This is a genomic window from Bradyrhizobium sp. S3.7.6, from assembly GCF_054061875.1.
Genome location: NZ_JBSSEQ010000001.1, coordinates 2,369,708 through 2,385,546 on the forward strand (window position 1 = coordinate 2,369,708; position 15,839 = coordinate 2,385,546).

The window sequence follows — 15,839 nt, forward strand, 5'->3', positions numbered from 1 at the left end:
TATCTGAAACAGGCCGGCCTATTCGGCGGCGATCCGTTCCATTGCCATGGCGCGAAGCCGGGCGCGCTGGATTTTCACACCGTTGGCGCTGTCGGTGACGGGGAAAGCGTCGACGATATAGATTCGGGCCGGCACCTTGTAGCCGGCGAGCCGCTCGCGCAGGCGCGCCACCAGCATCTCCTGCTGCGGCGGCTCCTTGGCCGGGATCACAAAGGCGACGCAGCGCGCCTGACCCCTAAGATCGATCGCGACAGCCTGGGCGTCGGCAACCCCCGTGCAGGCTTTGAGCTCGTCCTCGATCTCGCCCGGCGCAACCAGGAAGCCGCCGAGCCGCATCGCATCGCCCGCGCGGGTCTCGTAGACGAAAGCGCCGTCGCCGCGCAGGCGGCCGATATCGCCGGTGCGGAAGAAGCCGTCAGTGGTGATCGCATCGCGCGTCGCATCCGGGTTGTTGAAATAGCCAAGGAAGCACGAGGGCGCGCTGATCTCGATCTCGCCGGAGACGCCTTGCGCCGCCAGCTCCCCGGTCTCGGTATCGCGCACGCGCACCTTCGCGTCGGGAGACATCGGCCAGCCGCCGCCTTCGATGCGATCGGCGAAGGCATCACCGGGGCGGGCGATCGAGAACAGCGCCTGCACCTCGCTCGAACCGTAGAGGCCGAACAGCGGCATGCCGCGCGCCTCGGCCTCCGCGGCGAGCTCGCGCCAGCCGGGCTGGAACGCGGCGAAGCCGCAGACTTCGAGATGTGGGAATGGCCGTGGTGTGTCGGCGAGCGCGAGGATGCGGCGGAACATCTCGTCGGAGCCGAAGGCGTGCGTGATCTTGTGTTCGCCAAGGACCTTCGACGCTGATGCCGCCTCGAAAGCATCGAGCACATGGATGGTCGCGCCGGCTGCGATGAAGCCGAGCAGGCTGGTCATGCCAAAGGTGCCGCAGAACGGCAGCATGGCCAGCAGCGAATGGCGCTGTGGCGAGAGTTTCAGCGCCTTGGCGACGGAGGCGGCGTGCGTGGCGAGCGTCCGCTGCGAATGCGCGACGAGCTTCGGCCCCTTGGTCGTGCCCGATGTCGTGTAGAGTAGCACCGGCAAATCGACCTCGTCCCGCGTCGGCGGCGCTGGCGGATAGGATGTCTCGAACGCATCGAAGCGCACACAGGGCCAGTGTGCGGGGATCGCATCCCCGCCGACCACCGCGAGCCTTTGCAGCGCGGGCACTTCGTCCCTGGTGACCTCGGCGAGGATGGCGGCGAAATCGATCGAGCGGAACGCGGCCTCGACCACCATCAGCCTGGCGCCGGACACCTTGAGCAGATGGCCGACTTCCGCGCTGCGGTAGCGGGTATTGACCGAGGCGACGATCGCACCGCAGCGGGCAGCGGCGAACAGCAGTGCGATCCATTCGACCCGGTTGACCAGCCAGACCGCGACCACGTCGCCCTGGCCGATGCCTTGCGCGGCAAGCCATGCGGCGGTCTGCTCGACCTTCCCGGAGAATTCCGCGCGCGAGACCGGCCTGCCGTCAAACACGAAGGCGGGCTCGGCACCTTCGGCACCGATCAGCGATTGAAGCGAAAATTGGTTGACGCTCATGGCAACCGGACTAACCCGATCGCGCAGACCTGTCTACTTGGTGCCGAACATCCGGTCGCCGGCATCGCCCAGGCCCGGCACGATGTAGCCGTGGTCGTTGAGCCGCTCGTCGATCGCGGCGGTCCAGATCGGCACGTCGGGATGCTCGCTCTGGAACTGCGCGATGCCTTCGGGCGCGGCCAGAAGGCAGACGAAGCGGATGTCGCGGGCGCCGCGCGCCTTGAGCAGGGAGGCGCCGGCGCAGGCCGAGTTGCCGGTCGCCAGCATCGGGTCCATCAGGATCACGGTGCGGTCGGACAGGTCCTGCGGCGCCTTGAAGTAATATTCCACGGCCTGCAATGTCTCGGGGTCGCGGTAGAGCCCGATATGGGCGATGCGCGCCGAGGGCATCAGCGCCAGCATGCCGTCGAGGAAGCCGACGCCGGCGCGCAGGATCGGCGCCAGCGTGAGCTTCTTGCCGGCGATCTTCGGTGCCCGCATCGGCGAGATCGGCGTCTCGATCTCCACCAGCTCCAAAGGCAGATCGCGCGTCACCTCGTAGCCGAGCAGCATCCCGATCTCGTTCAGGATCTCGCGAAAACTCTTGGTCGAGCGGTCCTTCTCCCGCATGAGGGAGAGCTTGTGCTGGACCAGGGGGTGGGCGACGACGTTGACGCTGCTTGTGCTCATGAAACCGATCTACACGGTTCCGTGAAATTGCGCCAGATCGGCCAGATCTTTTCGCGGGGATACGCGGCCTCAGGCGGGCATCGCGACGGCGCCGCGCACCCGGCTGCTCGCCTCGTAGGCAGCCATGGTCAATTCACGGTCCATCGATGTGCCGGGTTCTAAACTCCCAGCCCGCGTGCCACGAGCGTGATCACGATTGTCAGGACCGCGCCCCAGATCAGGCTCAGCGTCATGGTCAGGATCGTTGTAGTGACCGCCTGCTCCAGATTTCCCTTGAGGAGCTGCATGCTACTTGTCCGTGGCAGGCGCGACGCCGATGCGCAGGCCGAGCAGCAATGCCCCCATCACCGCAACCAGGATGGCGATCTTGAGCTCGATCATATCCGCAGCCTTGTCGCCGCGCGGGCCAGGAGCCGCCTCGCACCCTCCGCCAGCGCAATCAGCGGATTGCCGCGGTTCTCGATATCGAGCTCGAAGGTCTCGGCGGGAAACACCAGCGCGCATCTTGCGAGGCCACTCTGCCGGTTGGCGAAATCGACCGCGGAGCTCTTGAACAGGAAGAGACCGCCGACGCGTCCATGCGCCTCACGCGCGACCCAGAGGCCGGCGCCGTTGCGCCCGATGAAGAACGCGGGGATGGCGGTGCTTATGACATCCGGGTCGATCGGTCCAAGGCACGCCGCGGACGCGGCCATTGTCGGTCGCTCGGGCTGGCGACGCGTGGCTTGAAGGGCGATCGCGGTCATGGCGGCTTCTTCACACATCTGCAAGGTCATGATGGTCTCCCATGCCGTCAGGCGTGGAGATGCCAGACATAGATCGCGGTCTTCAGCGCGATCAGCGCTGCGAGCACGCTGCCCATCGAGAGCAGGGTCAGCGCGCTGAGCGCGATGCGCTTGAGCTGCGCCTTGCGCTCCGGCGAGATCCGTGCGGGGCGTTCGGCCCATCCAAGGGAGCGATCAACGCCATGTGTCAGCATCGACATGTCTGCATTCCTTCGTCAGCGTGGCGGTGGCCGAGGCCGCCGCAATCTGCCTCGTATGATGTCCATCGTTGCGTAGGATTGCGAGATGAGCGCCGAGGCACCAGTATAGGAATGCTATAAGGATGCCGACCGTCGCGCCGGCAGTCCTCTGAAGAGACCGGGGTTCCGCTTCGGCCGGGCCTGAGACGGCGCAGGATCCGAATGCGTCATCCCGATCGCTGCGGCAAAGGCGTTCCGCAGCCGCGGTTCCTCGATCTGCTTGCAGAAGCATTCCAGCGTCGCTTCCACACTCTGCCGCTGCCCGCTGATGGCCGCACAGAGTTGCGAGCTGGTCCGCCGAAAGAAGTGGAGGGAGTCCCTGGCGCCGCCGCCCAGATGATCGAGCTCCGCCGCGAGCGCGGCGACATTAAGCCTGTCGGACTCATCGAGCGTCACCGCAAATCGCAGCAGCGCGAGCTGCCAGGCGCGGAGCAGCCTGTGAGGCCTTTCGATTGATTGCCGCATGGGAATACCCGGATGCCGTGCGACGCCTCAGGCGCCGACGCGGTCGATCAGCTCCTCGTCGGCGATCGCGGCGAATGCGCGTACCACTTCCCTCTGCGCGGCTGCGTCCAGCGGAACGATCGGAAGCCTTGTGGCGGACGACATCAGGCCAAGCACGCCGAGTGCACATTTGAGTGCGGCCGGGCTCTCCTTCCCGAGGCAGGCGATCAAGGGGATCAGGCGCCTGTGCAGGTAGCGGGCGGATTGCAGCCGGCCCTGCCTGACATGCGAAAAAATCGTGCGGCAGAGATCCGGCGCGACGTTGGCAACCTCCGAGATCGCGCCATCGCCGCCGTCCGCGATGAAGCCGAAGGCGGTGCTGTCGTCGCCGGATAGACAGCGGAATCCGGCAGGCAGGCGGCGGGACAGGCGCATCGGACGGGTGATGTCGCCACTCGCATCGCGCAAGCCGACGAACTGGCGCGATTCGACGAGACGCAGAAGCGTCTCGTCGGCGAGCGGCCGCAGCGTGCGGGAGGGTACGTCGTGCAGGATCACGGGCAGGCCGATCGCGCCGGCAATGGCGCGGAACTGCGCGAGCATTCCGTCCTGCATCGGCTTGTTGTAGGCGGGCACCACCGACATCACGGCATCGGCGCCGGCGGCTTCCGCGCGCCGCGCGAGTTCGATGGCGTGGCTCGTTGAATTCGACACAGCGCCGGCGATGATCCGCACGCGGCCACGCGCGACATCGACCGCGGTGCGAATGATCAGCGCCTGCTCGGCCGGCGAGAGCGTCGGTGCCTCGCCGGCGGTCTCACACACCACCAGTGCGGGTACGCCGGCCGCGATCTGACGCTCGCAGAGCGCAGCGAACGCCTTCAGGTCGATCGCGTCGGCCGAATCGAACGGCGTCGGCAGGTCCGGTATGAACCCGGTGAACCAGGCGGAGGGTGGGATGAACATGGTTTTTTGCCGAGAAGCTCAGGCGGCGCGCTTGGGAGCGGCGGCATCGGGCCTGCTGCCCATGTCGAGCTCGATCTCGCGTGGCAGCTCGATGATGGTCTCGGGGTGCTGTCCGTTTTCGAACAGCGCATATTTGATGGCCTGGGCGCGGTTGACGAACAGGCCACCGTAGAGGCCGTTCTGCTGCTGGGCGACCCACTGTCCCCTGTGGTTGCGGCCGATGAAGACGATGGTCGAGGGAGAGCTGCACGAGGGAGGTTCGACGAGTTTCACTTTCGTATTCCTTCCGATTGACGCGGGCGACGGGTGCGTGTCCCGCGACCACCCGATCAATATCTTTTCAAGCGAATATGATTTCGAGTGAGGCTGCGCGACGATCTCATAGGAAGGTCATAAAGCCCGATGTTCAGGCCAGCTCGTTGACGACCTGAACCAGCGCGAACAGGGCGCCGAAGGCAACGCCCTCGTCCCAATGATTGAGGACGGCACCGAACAGCGGCTCGCGCCTGACGAGGCCGGCGAGGGCGCACAGGATGATCGACATCCAGAGCAGGGCGGAGAGGCTGCGTGCAAAGCCGACGCTGCCGAAGGCTGCAAAGGCGACGAGCAGTGCGATGCGGACGGCAAAGCGCGCGATCAACCGCGTCGGGCTGAGGCCCCGCGACATGTCTGAAGATTGCGGCAAGGCGCGAACCTCCGCTTGGCCTAGCTGAAATTCTCGCAAGCGACCGGCTGATAGAGCGGGTCCGGGGCGGCGCGCACGGTGGGAACGCTCGGCCGCGATACCTCCACGGCCAATGCCTGTACCTCGATGAAGGCCGACAGCAACGCCAGCGCGAGATCGGCATGCCGGGCTTCGACAGCGGCGTCGAGCCAGTCCGGCAATTCGCGCTCGCGCGACAGCGCGCAATGCCACTCGCCCTCGTCATAGGCGATGCGGCGGACCTGCCACAGCGGCAGCTCGAGCTCGATCAGCGCCAGCGCGGCGTCGGTCCAGGCCTCGGCGTCGACCAGGCGCGTGATATGCGCGCTGCGCTCGCTCCGCCCGCGCGACGGGAAGCGCCGGCAGGCCTGATCGATGATGTCGAGCATCAGCGGACGCGTCATTGCCGGTGCCGCGCGAAGCTGCTGGTTGAGGGAAGGTGGGGCAAGGCGTCGGAGAACGGCGGTCATGTCAGGCCTCCTGGAATTGGCGTCGGTCAGTCGGCCGGCCTCTCCAAGATGGCTGGAAGCGCATTTGAAAACGAGATGGGGGCGGGACGGGCGATATAAGGATTTCATAAGTGCACGGAATCTTCCGGATAAGAGCGACAGATCCCCGGCCGCCGTCGCCGCCGAAGGTCGAGGCTTATAGAAGCAGGGCTTTTTGAAAAGACCCTGGCCATGGCCTGCCTTAACAACGGTAGTGAAAGCAACGGTGGCTTGTGTCGCTGCGCTGCCTGCTCGGAACGACCGTCCGGAATACAGTGTCGGTGCCACATGGCGAACAGCCACGACGCGTCGGCACTTATAGAATTCATATAACTTCGCCATAGGCCTCATCTCGAAAACCTATGCCGGTGGTGGCACTTCAACACGGTCAAAAGTCCCGGCTGGTGCCGTGGAAATGCTTTGCATTTCCTTCGTTCCACGCGCTCGCCGGACGCCTGAGAAACGGTTGCGTCCGACATAAAGCCGCAACGAGGAGCATTCCCATGATGGACATTCTGGTGCTGGCGCTGGGCTTTGGCTTCTTCGCGCTTGCGATCGGCTACACCTACGCCTGCGAACGGCTGTGAGGGAGCGGACCATGACCTTCGATTATTCGCTCGCCGCCGTCGTCTCGCTCGGTCTCCTGTTCTACCTCACTTACGCACTGCTGCGGCCCGAGCGGTTCTGACCCGTGCTGCTGCTTCTCGAATTGCTGCTCGCGGACGCCGCGCTCGTCGCGTGCCTGCTTGCCCTGATCCTGCCGCTCCTGCGCAGGACAAACGTCCTAAAGGGTTGATGCCATGACTATGATCGGTTGGCTCCAGATCATTCTCTTTTGCGCGATTATCGTCGCGCTGACAAAACCGCTCGGCGGGTACATGACGGCTGTGTTCAACGGCGAGCGGACGTTCCTGTCGCCGGTGCTGCGGCCGATCGAGGCCGGCATTTATTGGTTTTCTGGCGTCGAAGAGAGGCGCGAGCAGCATTGGCTGACCTACACGGTCTCGATGCTGCTGTTTCATGTCGGCGGCTTCCTGATCATCTACGGCGTGATGCGGCTTCAGGCGGTGTTGCCGTTCAACCCGGCCGGGCAGGGCGCTGTCGCCCAGGATCTCTCCTTCAACACCGCGATTTCCTTCATCACCAATACCAACTGGCAGAATTACGGCGGCGAGAGCACGGTATCCTATCTCGTGCAGATGCTCGGCCTGACGCACCAGAATTTCCTGTCGGCGGCGACCGGCATCGCGCTCGCGGTGGCCATGATCCGCGGATTCTCGCGCGCCTCGATGCGCACGGTCGGTAATTTCTGGGTCGACGTCACCCGCACGACACTTTACGTGCTGCTGCCGATCTGCGTCGTCTACACGCTGTTCCTGGTCTGGCAGGGCATGCCGCAGACGCTCGGTGCTTACGTCGAGGCCACGACGCTCGAAGGCGCCAAGCAGACCATCGCGGTCGGCCCGGTGGCCTCGCAGGTCGCGATCAAGATGCTCGGGACCAATGGCGGCGGCTTCTTCAATGCCAACGCCGCCCATCCCTTCGAGAACCCGACGGCGCTGTCGAACTTCGTGCAGATGCTCTCGATCTTCCTGATCGGCGCGGCCATGACCAATGTGTTCGGCCGCATGGTCGGCAACCAGCGCCAGGGCTGGGCGATCTTCGCGGTGATGGGCGTGCTGTTCATCGCCGGTGTCTCCATCACCTACTGGGCGGAAGCCAACGGCACCTCGATGATGCATGCACTCGGCCTGACCGGCGGCAACATGGAGGGCAAGGAAGTCCGCTTCGGCATCGTCGCATCCTCGCTGTTCGCCGTGGTGACCACGGCCGCCTCGTGCGGCGCGGTCAACGCCATGCATGACAGCTTCACCGCGCTCGGCGGCATGATCCCGCTGATCAACATGCAGCTCGGCGAAGTCATCATCGGCGGCGTCGGCGCCGGCCTCTATGGCATGCTGCTGTTCGTCGTGCTCGCGATCTTCGTCGCCGGCCTGATGGTCGGCCGCACACCGGAATATGTCGGCAAGAAGATCGAGGCGCGCGAAGTCAAGATGGCGATGCTCGCGATCCTGGTGCTGCCGCTGATGTATCTCGGCTGGACCGCGGTCGGCGTGGTCTATCCGGCGGCGGTCGCCTCCATGGCGAATGCCGGCCCGCATGGCTTCACCGAGGTGCTCTACGCCTTCACCTCGGCGACCGGCAACAACGGCTCGGCCTTCGCGGGCCTCACCGGCAACACGTTGTTCTACAACCTCACGCTCGCATCCGCGATGTTCGTCGGCCGGTTCTTCATGATCGTTCCGGCGATGGCGATTGCGGGCTCGCTGGCCGCCAAGAAGTCGATCCCGCCGTCGGCGGGCACGTTCCCGACTACAGGCGGGCTGTTCGTCGGCCTCGTCGTGGGCGTGATCCTGATCATCGGCGGCCTGACCTTCTTCCCGGCACTCGCGCTCGGCCCGATCGTCGAGCAACTCGCGATGAACGCCGGCAACGTCTTCTGATTGTTTGGAGTGACCTCCATGGATACGATGAAACTGCAAAAACGTGCCCCGATGTCGGCAATGCTCGATCCCAAGATCGTTCTGCCCGCGATCAGCGCGTCCTTCACCAAGCTCGACCCGCGGCTGATGATCAAGAACCCCGTGATGTTCGTGGTCGAGATCGTGGCCGCGCTCACCACGGTGATCTTTCTGCGCGACCTCGTCACCGGCGGCGAGAATCTCGGCTTCACCTTCCAGATCATCCTCTGGCTCTGGTTCACGGTGCTGTTCGCCAATTTCGCCGAAGCGGTGGCCGAAGGCCGCGGCAAGGCACAGGCCGAATCGTTGCGCAAGACCCGCACCGAGAGCCAGGCCAAGCTCCTGAGCGGCGCGGGCCAGGCCTTCACGCTGGTGCCGGGCACCAGCCTGAAGGTCGGCGATATCGTGCTGGTCGAGGCCGGGGACACCATCCCCTCCGACGGCGAGGTGATCGAAGGCGTCGCTTCCGTCAACGAAGCCGCCATCACTGGCGAGTCCGCGCCCGTGATCCGCGAGTCCGGCGGCGACCGGTCGGCGGTGACCGGCGGCACGCAGGTGCAGTCCGACTGGATCCGCGTCCGCATTACGGCCGCGCAAGGCTCGACCTTCATCGACCGCATGATCAAGCTGGTCGAGGGCGCCGAGCGGCAGAAGACGCCGAACGAGATCGCGCTCAACATCCTGCTCGCCGGCCTCACCATCATCTTCGTGTTCGCCACCGTCACCATTCCGAGCTATGCGGCTTATGCCGGCGGCTCGATCTCGGTGGTCGTGCTGGTCGCACTGTTCGTGACGCTGATCCCGACCACGATCGGCGCGCTGCTATCGGCGATCGGTATCGCTGGCATGGACCGCCTGGTCCGCTTCAACGTGCTGGCGATGTCCGGCCGCGCGGTCGAGGCTGCCGGTGACGTCGATACGCTGCTGCTCGACAAGACCGGTACGATCACGCTCGGCAACCGTCAGGCCACCGCGTTCCGCCCGGTTCGCGGCGTCACCGAGCAGGAGCTCGCCGATGCGGCGCAGCTCGCCTCGCTCGCCGACGAGACGCCGGAAGGCCGCTCCATCGTCGTGCTGGCGAAGGAGAAGTATTCCATTCGCAGCCGGGACATGGCCGAGCTTGGCGCCACCTTCATTCCGTTCACGGCACAAACCCGCATGAGCGGTGTCGATGCCGGCGGCTCGTCGGTGCGCAAGGGCGCGGTCGATGCCATGCTCAACTATGTCGGCGGCGGTGCGCCGCTGGCCGTTGCCTCCGGCAACACCGCGCGCGCCATTCAGCCTGCGGTGCTTTCCGACGTCGGCCGTGAAGTCCAGACCATCGCCGATGAGATCTCGAAAGCGGGCGGAACACCGCTTGCGGTCGCCAAGGACGGCAAGCTGCTCGGCGTCATCCAGCTCAAGGACATCGTCAAGGGCGGCATCCGCGAGCGCTTCGCAGAACTGCGCCGCATGGGCATCCGCACCATCATGATCACCGGCGACAACCCGATGACGGCCGCTGCGATCGCGGCGGAGGCGGGCGTCGATGACTTCCTCGCGCAAGCAACGCCCGAGGACAAGCTGAAGCTGATCCGCGACGAGCAGGCCAAGGGCAAGCTGGTCGCCATGTGCGGCGACGGCACCAACGACGCGCCCGCGCTCGCCCAAGCCGACGTCGGCGTCGCCATGAACACCGGCACCCAGGCCGCCCGCGAGGCCGGCAACATGGTCGACCTCGATTCCAACCCGACCAAGCTGATCGAGGTGGTCGAGATCGGCAAGCAGCTGCTGATGACGCGCGGCGCGCTGACGACGTTCTCGATCGCCAACGACGTCGCAAAGTATTTTGCGATCATCCCGGCGATGTTCCTGGCGTTCTACCCGCAGCTCAACGTGCTCAACGTCATGAACCTGTCGAGCCCGCAGAGCGCCATCCTGTCGGCGATCATCTTCAACGCGCTGGTCATCATCGCGCTGATCCCGCTGGCGCTGAAGGGCGTCGCCTATCGCGCGGTCGGTGCCGGCGCATTGCTGAGGCGCAACCTCCTGATCTACGGCCTCGGCGGCATCGTGATTCCCTTCATCGGCATCAAGGCGATCGACCTCGTCGTCACCGCCTTGCATCTGGCTTGATCGTCGTCGCGGGGCGCACCGCGCCCCGCGCAATGACGAAAGATTTGGAGACCTAACATGCTCAGAGAAATTCGCCCCGCCATCGTCCTGCTGCTGGTGCTCACCGCCATCACCGGCCTGGCCTATCCGCTCGCAATGACCGCTATTGCCGGTGCGATCTTCCCCTCGCAGGCGCAGGGCAGCCTGATCGAGCGGGACGGCAAGGTGATCGGCTCCGCCCTGATCGGGCAGGAGTTCAAGGAGGACAAATATTTCCACGGCCGCCTCTCGGCGACTTTGGCGCCGGACCCGAATGATTCGACCAAGACGGTGTCGGCGCCCTACAACGCGGCCAACTCGGGCGGCTCCAACCTTGGCCCGACCAGCAAGGCGCTGGCCGACCGGCTCAAGGAGGATGTGGACAAGTTGAAGGCTGAAAATCCGAACGCCGCCGTGCCGGTCGACCTGGTCACCACCTCGGCCAGCGGCCTCGACCCGGACATCTCGCCGGAAGCGGCTGAATTTCAGGTGCCGCGGGTGGCGAAGGCGCGGAATCTGCCGGACGCTCAGGTCAAGCAGCTCGTGGCCTCCAACACCCAGGGCCGTTTGCTCGGCCTGATTGGCGAACCGCGGGTTAACGTTCTGGCACTGAACCTCGCGCTCGATCGCGCCACCGCGAAGTAGCGGTCTAGGCTGGGGGCGGGCGGATGATTATATTGGCCTGATGGTCCGAGAGCGCCGCGATCCCGAACAACGTCCGTCCCCTGAGGCGCTCCTTGAAGCCGCGCGTCGGGAGGAGAGCGCGAGCGGCAAGCTGAAGATCTTCGTCGGCGCCGCCCCCGGCGTCGGCAAGACCTACGAGATGCTGCAAAGCGCCCATGCCAGGCGCAAGGCGGGCATCGACGTGGTGGTCGGCTTTGTCGAGACCCATGGCCGCGCCGAGACCGAGGCGCTGGTGCGCGGGCTCGAGGTGGTGCCGCGCAAGAGGTTCGATTACCGCGGCCAGAGCGTCGAGGAGATGGACCTCGATGCCGTGATCGAGCGCCGCCCTCGGATCGCGCTGGTTGACGAGCTCGCTCATACCAATGCCGCCGGCAGCCGCCATCCCAAGCGCTATCTCGACGTCGAGGAGCTGCTGTCCCACGGCATCGACGTCTACACCGCCGTCAACATCCAGCATATCGAGAGCCTGAACGACGTCGTCGCCCAGATCACCCATGTGCGGGTGCGCGAGACCGTGCCGGACTCGGTCTTCGACCGCGCCGATGCGATCGAGCTGATCGACCTCACGCCCGACGATTTGATCCAGCGGCTGCGGGAGGGCAAGGTCTATGTGCCCAAGCAGGCCGAGCGGGCGCTGGAGCACTATTTCTCGCCGGGCAATCTGACCGCGCTGCGTGAGCTGGCGCTGCGGCGTACGGCCGAGCGGGTCGACGAGCAGCTTCTCAATCACATGCAGGCGAATGCCATCGCCGGCCCCTGGGCCGCGGGCGAGCGCATCCTCGTCTGCATCAGCGAGGATCCGCGCGCGGCGGGGCTCGTGCGCTACACCAAGCGGCTGGCCGACCGGCTGCATGCGCAATTCACCGCAATCTCGATCGAGACCCGGCGGTCGCTCCAGCTTTCGGACGAGGAGCGCGACCGTCTCGCCGATACGCTGCGGCTTGCCGAATCGCTCGGCGGTGAAGCGCTGACCATTCCCGCTGTCGGCCGCCGCATCGCCGACGACGTCATCAACTTCGCGCAAGGCAACAACGTCACCCAGATCGTGATCGGGAAATCGACGCGCTCGCGGTGGTTCGAACTGACGCGCGGCTCCGTCGTGCATGATCTCGTGCGCAGTTCCGGCAATATCAGCGTTCACGTCATTCCCGGCGATGAGCTCGCGGCCGAGCCGGCGCCGAAGACGGCGGTCCAGACGGCGGCACGGGCAGAGGCGTTTGATGCTCGTCCCTATTTGAAGGCGCTCGGGATCACCGCGCTCGGCCTTGCCGCAGCGGTGGCCATCAAGCCGTATTTCGGCATCGAAAACGTCGACCTGATGTTCCTGACCGCGGTTGTCGCCGTGGCTGTTCGCTATGGGTTGTGGCCGTCGCTCCTTGCGAGCGTCGCGGCGTCGCTGGCGTACAACTTCTTCTTCCTGCCGCCGGTCTACACTTTCACGATTACCGACCCGACCAATGTCGCGGCGTTCTTCTTTTTCATGTTGATCGCGTTCGTGGTATCGAATGTCGCCGGGCGGGTGCGCACGCAGGCGGACACCGCGCTCGGCCGCATCCGCACGACCGAGCAGCTCTATGCGTTCAGCCGCAAGCTCACGGGCACCGGCACGCTCGACGACGTGCTCTGGGCAACTGCCTATCAAACCGCGCTGATGCTGAAGGTTCGCGTGGTCCTGCTGCTGCCGGAGGAGGGGCTGCTCACGGTGAAGTCCGGCTATCCGCCCGAGGACCAGATCGACCAGGCCGATCTCGCCGCAGCCAATTGGGCCTGGAGCAATGATCGTCCCGCCGGCCGCGGCTCGGATACGCTTCCCGGCGCCAAGCGGCTGTTCCTGCCGATGCGCACCGGGCGTGGTCCGATCGGCGTCATCGGTATCGACAATGATCGCACCGGTCCGCTGCTGACCCCCGACCAGCGCCGGCTGCTCGATGCACTCGTCGACCAGGGCGCACTGGCAATCGAGCGCGTGCTGCTGGTCGAGGACGTGGATCGCGTCAAGCGCACCGTCGAATCCGAGCGGTTGCGCTCTGCGCTGCTGACCTCGATCTCGCACGATCTCAAGACGCCGCTCGCCTCCGTGCTCGGCGCGGCCTCGACCATGCGCGATCTCGCCGGTGCCTTGTCCGACACCGAGAAGCGCGATCTGCTCGCCACCGTGATCGACGAGTCCGAGCGCCTCAACCGCTTCATCGCCAATCTGCTCGACATGACAAAGCTCGAATCCGGCGCCATCGTGCCCAACGCGGCACTGCACGATCTCGGCGAGATCGTCGGCAGCGCGCTGCGGCGTGCGAGCAAGATATTGACGGCGCACAAGGTGGAACTGGTGCTGGCGGCCGATCTGCCGATGCTTCAGCTCGATGCCGTGCTGTTCGAACAAGTGCTGTTCAATCTGCTCGACAATGCCGCGAAATATTCGCTGCCCGATACAACGATCTCGATCCGCAGCCGGCGCGAGGGAAATCATGTCGTGTTAGAGATCGCCGACCAGGGTGGCGGCATTCCGCCTGACGAGCTCGAGAGCGTGTTCGACAAGTTCTATCGCGTGCAGAAGGGCGACCATGTCCGTCCCGGCACCGGGCTGGGGCTCGCCATCTCCCGCGGCTTCGTCGAGGCGATGCAGGGCACGATCTCGGCCGCCAACCGCGGCGACCGCAGCGGCGCGATCCTCACCATCCGGCTGCCCGTTCCGGCTCGGACCCACGCATTGGATACAGCCGCATGAGCGCCGCCCCGATCAAGGTTCTGGTCATCGACGACGAGCCGCCAATCCGAAAATTGCTGCGGATGGGACTCTCGACGCAAGGCTACGAGATCCTGGAAGCGTCGAACGGAAAGACCGCGCTCGAGAAGCTCGCGGAAGAACCCGCTCTGATCATTCTCGATCTCGGCCTGCCCGACATCCAGGGCCACGAATTGCTGCGCACCATCCGCGGCCGCAACGAGGGCGTGCCGATCGTGGTGCTGTCGAGCCGCGGCGACGAGGCCGGCAAGGTGCAGGCGCTCGATCTCGGCGCCGACGATTATCTGACAAAGCCGTTCGGCATGGACGAGCTGTTGGCGCGCCTGCGCGCGGCGCTGCGGCACCAGCTCCAGGTCAAGGGCGAGCGTCCGGTGTTCCGCACCGGCGATCTCTCCGTCGATCTCGTGCGTCGCATCGTCAAGGTCGGCGAGCGCGAGATAAAGCTGTCACCGAAGGAGTACGATCTCTTGCGCGTGCTGGTGCAGCACGCCGGCAAGGTGCTGACCCATCGTTTCTTGCTCAAGGAGCTCTGGGACGAGCTTACCGACGCGCAATATCTGCGCGTCTATGTCCGCCAGCTCCGCCAGAAGATCGAAGCCGATCCCGAACGCCCGCAATATGTGCTGACGGAGACGGGGATCGGGTACCGGCTGAAGGCGGGGGATTAGCTTTCGACGTCAAACGGCCCGTCATGGCCGGGCTTGACCCGGCCATCCATGCCTTGACGTGCGGCACGAAGAACGTGGATACCCGGGACAAGCCCGGGCATGACGGCAGAGGTTGTGGCGCGAGCCTGCATCCACATCGTCATTGCGAGCGCAGCGAAGCAATCCAGAGTCCTTCCGCGGAAAGATCCTGGATTGCTTCGCTGCGCTCGCAATGACGGAGGCAATCAGCCCGCCTTCCTGTGCCGGGCCGTCGACCGCTGGGTCTTCCTCGTCGCTCTTTGCTTTCCCGTCGCGCGGCGTGCGCTGGGTTTGGCCGCCGTCTTCTTCCCGCCGCGTCCCTTCAGGCTCTGCTTCAGCGCGTCCATCAGGCTGACGACGTTGCTCGGGCGCTCCTCGCGCTCCGGCAGCTCGATTGTCTTGCCGCTGGCCTTGCGCTTCACCAGCGCCTTCAGCGCGGTCTCGTACTCATCCTTGAACTTGCTCGGGTCGAAATGTGCGGCCTTGGTCTGCAGGATGTGGCCGGCGAGCTCGACCATGTCCTTGGTGATCTTGGGGCTCTTGATGCCGTCGAAGAACTGGTCCTCGTCGCGCAGCTCATAGGGGAAGCGCAACGTGGTACCGAGCAGGCCCTTGCCGAGCGGTTCGATCGCGATGATGTGCTCGCGGTTGGTGAGCACGATCTTGGCGAGCGCCACGCGGTCCTGGTCCTTCATGGCGTCGCGGATCACGGCGAAGGCATCGACCGCAGCCTTGCCGTCGGGCGCGATATAATAGGGATGATTGAGATAGCGCTGGTCGATCTCCTCGCTCGGCACGAAACTCTCGATGTCGATGGTGTGGTTGCTTTCGATCTGGACCGCCTCGAGCTCCTCCGGCTCGATCTCTACATATTTGCCCTTGCGCAGTTCGTAGCCGCGTCCCTTCTGGCCGCTCTCGACCACGTCACCGGTCTCGGAGTCCACCATCTGCTGCTTGAGCCGGTTTCCGGTCTCGCGGTTGATCATGTGAAACCGCGTCTTCTCGGCCGCGGTGGTCGCCGGATAAAGCGCGACCGGGCAACTGACCAGCGAGAGCTTTAACGTTCCCTTCCAATAGGCGCGCGGGGCCATTCCGTTCTCCAGCGTTTCAAGGCATTTTGGAACCCCAACAGCCCCATCGGGTTTTGGTTCCGGGTGGGACTTCCGCCGTGATAGGCTTCAACGCCG

General features: G+C 65.2%; 18 protein-coding genes. 8 read left to right on the plus strand and 10 right to left on the minus strand.

Annotated elements, in window-relative coordinates:
• Positions 1-18: 18 nt before the first annotated feature.
• From ACVJ5M_RS11275 to ACVJ5M_RS11295, 5 genes are all read right to left on the minus strand, one after another.
• Complete coding sequence (locus ACVJ5M_RS11275) at positions 19-1,590, minus strand: AMP-binding protein (RefSeq protein ID WP_354097174.1); 1,572 nt, start codon at positions 1,588-1,590, stop codon at positions 19-21.
• A gap of 33 nt (positions 1,591-1,623) precedes the next feature.
• Positions 1,624-2,259 carry a uracil phosphoribosyltransferase gene (upp, locus tag ACVJ5M_RS11280; RefSeq protein WP_085405247.1) on the minus strand — a complete coding sequence of 212 codons (636 nt, stop codon included), beginning with the start codon at positions 2,257-2,259 and terminating at the stop codon, positions 1,624-1,626.
• Positions 2,260-2,417: 158 nt separating this feature from the next.
• Positions 2,418-2,546, minus strand: coding sequence for a hypothetical protein (locus ACVJ5M_RS11285; RefSeq protein ID WP_256478590.1), 129 nt, complete (start codon positions 2,544-2,546; stop codon positions 2,418-2,420).
• A 90-nt stretch (positions 2,547-2,636) separates the two neighbouring features.
• Complete coding sequence (locus ACVJ5M_RS11290; RefSeq protein WP_166102521.1) at positions 2,637-3,035, minus strand: hypothetical protein; 399 nt, start codon at positions 3,033-3,035, stop codon at positions 2,637-2,639.
• Between the two features lie 17 nt (positions 3,036-3,052).
• Complete coding sequence (locus ACVJ5M_RS11295; protein ID WP_231143296.1) at positions 3,053-3,244, minus strand: hypothetical protein; 192 nt, start codon at positions 3,242-3,244, stop codon at positions 3,053-3,055.
• Between the two features lie 201 nt (positions 3,245-3,445).
• Between ACVJ5M_RS11295 and ACVJ5M_RS11300 the strand changes: the two genes are divergently transcribed.
• Complete coding sequence (locus ACVJ5M_RS11300) at positions 3,446-3,739, plus strand: hypothetical protein (RefSeq protein ID WP_231143295.1); 294 nt, start codon at positions 3,446-3,448, stop codon at positions 3,737-3,739.
• 36 nt (positions 3,740-3,775) lie between these two features.
• Here ACVJ5M_RS11300 and dapA read toward each other — a convergent pair whose 3' ends face one another.
• The 4 genes from dapA to ACVJ5M_RS11320 all read right to left on the minus strand — a co-directional run bounded on the left by dapA (position 3,776) and on the right by ACVJ5M_RS11320 (position 5,866).
• Positions 3,776-4,693 carry a 4-hydroxy-tetrahydrodipicolinate synthase gene (gene dapA, locus ACVJ5M_RS11305; protein WP_456679286.1) on the minus strand — a complete coding sequence of 306 codons (918 nt, stop codon included), beginning with the start codon at positions 4,691-4,693 and terminating at the stop codon, positions 3,776-3,778.
• A gap of 18 nt (positions 4,694-4,711) precedes the next feature.
• On the minus strand, positions 4,712-4,966 hold the full coding sequence (locus ACVJ5M_RS11310) for a hypothetical protein (protein WP_063981387.1): 255 nt from the start codon (positions 4,964-4,966) through the stop codon (positions 4,712-4,714).
• Positions 4,967-5,099: 133 nt separating this feature from the next.
• Positions 5,100-5,378 (minus strand): hypothetical protein, encoded by a 279-nt coding sequence (locus tag ACVJ5M_RS11315; RefSeq protein ID WP_081369150.1) that lies wholly within the window; start codon positions 5,376-5,378, stop codon positions 5,100-5,102.
• 20 nt (positions 5,379-5,398) lie between these two features.
• Positions 5,399-5,866: a hypothetical protein gene (locus ACVJ5M_RS11320; protein ID WP_354097175.1), complete on the minus strand. Its 468-nt coding sequence runs from the start codon at positions 5,864-5,866 to the stop codon at positions 5,399-5,401.
• A gap of 380 nt (positions 5,867-6,246) precedes the next feature.
• Here ACVJ5M_RS11320 and ACVJ5M_RS11325 point away from each other — a divergent pair, with 380 nt between their 5' ends.
• The 7 genes from ACVJ5M_RS11325 (at position 6,247) to ACVJ5M_RS11355 (ending at position 14,634) form a co-directional block, all read left to right on the plus strand.
• Positions 6,247-6,471: a hypothetical protein gene (locus ACVJ5M_RS11325; protein WP_187387946.1), complete on the plus strand. Its 225-nt coding sequence runs from the start codon at positions 6,247-6,249 to the stop codon at positions 6,469-6,471.
• 11 nt (positions 6,472-6,482) lie between these two features.
• Positions 6,483-6,572, plus strand: coding sequence for a K(+)-transporting ATPase subunit F (locus ACVJ5M_RS11330; RefSeq protein WP_041953522.1), 90 nt, complete (start codon positions 6,483-6,485; stop codon positions 6,570-6,572).
• Between the two features lie 112 nt (positions 6,573-6,684).
• Complete coding sequence (gene kdpA / locus ACVJ5M_RS11335) at positions 6,685-8,388, plus strand: potassium-transporting ATPase subunit KdpA (protein ID WP_063981390.1); 1,704 nt, start codon at positions 6,685-6,687, stop codon at positions 8,386-8,388.
• An 18-nt stretch (positions 8,389-8,406) separates the two neighbouring features.
• Positions 8,407-10,521, plus strand: coding sequence for a potassium-transporting ATPase subunit KdpB (kdpB, locus tag ACVJ5M_RS11340; RefSeq protein WP_063981391.1), 2,115 nt, complete (start codon positions 8,407-8,409; stop codon positions 10,519-10,521).
• Positions 10,522-10,578: 57 nt separating this feature from the next.
• Complete coding sequence (locus ACVJ5M_RS11345) at positions 10,579-11,184, plus strand: K(+)-transporting ATPase subunit C (RefSeq protein WP_085405239.1); 606 nt, start codon at positions 10,579-10,581, stop codon at positions 11,182-11,184.
• Positions 11,185-11,224: 40 nt separating this feature from the next.
• Positions 11,225-13,948, plus strand: a complete 2,724-nt coding sequence (locus ACVJ5M_RS11350; RefSeq protein WP_085405238.1) for a sensor histidine kinase — start codon at positions 11,225-11,227, stop codon at positions 13,946-13,948.
• Complete coding sequence (locus ACVJ5M_RS11355; RefSeq protein WP_028147071.1) at positions 13,945-14,634, plus strand: response regulator; 690 nt, start codon at positions 13,945-13,947, stop codon at positions 14,632-14,634. Before ACVJ5M_RS11350 ends, ACVJ5M_RS11355 begins: the two co-directional genes overlap by 4 nt.
• Before the next feature lie 224 nt (positions 14,635-14,858).
• On the opposite strand, the gene ku is transcribed toward ACVJ5M_RS11355, so the two are convergent.
• Complete coding sequence (gene ku / locus ACVJ5M_RS11360; protein ID WP_231143289.1) at positions 14,859-15,743, minus strand: non-homologous end joining protein Ku; 885 nt, start codon at positions 15,741-15,743, stop codon at positions 14,859-14,861.
• Positions 15,744-15,839: the final 96 nt, after the last annotated feature.

Bases quoted from the DNA above. Each gene is read 5' to 3' on its own strand.
- ACVJ5M_RS11300 (WP_231143295.1), top strand. From the start codon at position 3,446: ATGCGTCATCCCGATCGCTGCGGCAAAGGCGTTCCGCAGCCGCGGTTC.
- ACVJ5M_RS11275 (WP_354097174.1), bottom strand. From the start codon at position 1,590: ATGAGCGTCAACCAATTTTCGCTTCAATCGCTGATCGGTGCCGAAGGT.
- ACVJ5M_RS11345 (WP_085405239.1), top strand. From the start codon at position 10,579: ATGCTCAGAGAAATTCGCCCCGCCATCGTCCTGCTGCTGGTGCTCACC.
- ACVJ5M_RS11330 (WP_041953522.1), top strand. From the start codon at position 6,483: ATGACCTTCGATTATTCGCTCGCCGCCGTCGTCTCGCTCGGTCTCCTG.
- dapA (WP_456679286.1), bottom strand. From the start codon at position 4,693: ATGTTCATCCCACCCTCCGCCTGGTTCACCGGGTTCATACCGGACCTG.
- kdpA (WP_063981390.1), top strand. From the start codon at position 6,685: ATGACTATGATCGGTTGGCTCCAGATCATTCTCTTTTGCGCGATTATC.
- ACVJ5M_RS11285 (WP_256478590.1), bottom strand. From the start codon at position 2,546: ATGCAGCTCCTCAAGGGAAATCTGGAGCAGGCGGTCACTACAACGATC.
- upp (WP_085405247.1), bottom strand. From the start codon at position 2,259: ATGAGCACAAGCAGCGTCAACGTCGTCGCCCACCCCCTGGTCCAGCAC.
- ACVJ5M_RS11355 (WP_028147071.1), top strand. From the start codon at position 13,945: ATGAGCGCCGCCCCGATCAAGGTTCTGGTCATCGACGACGAGCCGCCA.
- ACVJ5M_RS11350 (WP_085405238.1), top strand. From the start codon at position 11,225: ATGGTCCGAGAGCGCCGCGATCCCGAACAACGTCCGTCCCCTGAGGCG.
- ACVJ5M_RS11295 (WP_231143296.1), bottom strand. From the start codon at position 3,244: ATGTCGATGCTGACACATGGCGTTGATCGCTCCCTTGGATGGGCCGAA.
- ku (WP_231143289.1), bottom strand. From the start codon at position 15,743: ATGGCCCCGCGCGCCTATTGGAAGGGAACGTTAAAGCTCTCGCTGGTC.
- ACVJ5M_RS11325 (WP_187387946.1), top strand. From the start codon at position 6,247: ATGCCGGTGGTGGCACTTCAACACGGTCAAAAGTCCCGGCTGGTGCCG.
- ACVJ5M_RS11290 (WP_166102521.1), bottom strand. From the start codon at position 3,035: ATGACCTTGCAGATGTGTGAAGAAGCCGCCATGACCGCGATCGCCCTT.
- ACVJ5M_RS11320 (WP_354097175.1), bottom strand. From the start codon at position 5,866: ATGACCGCCGTTCTCCGACGCCTTGCCCCACCTTCCCTCAACCAGCAG.
- kdpB (WP_063981391.1), top strand. From the start codon at position 8,407: ATGGATACGATGAAACTGCAAAAACGTGCCCCGATGTCGGCAATGCTC.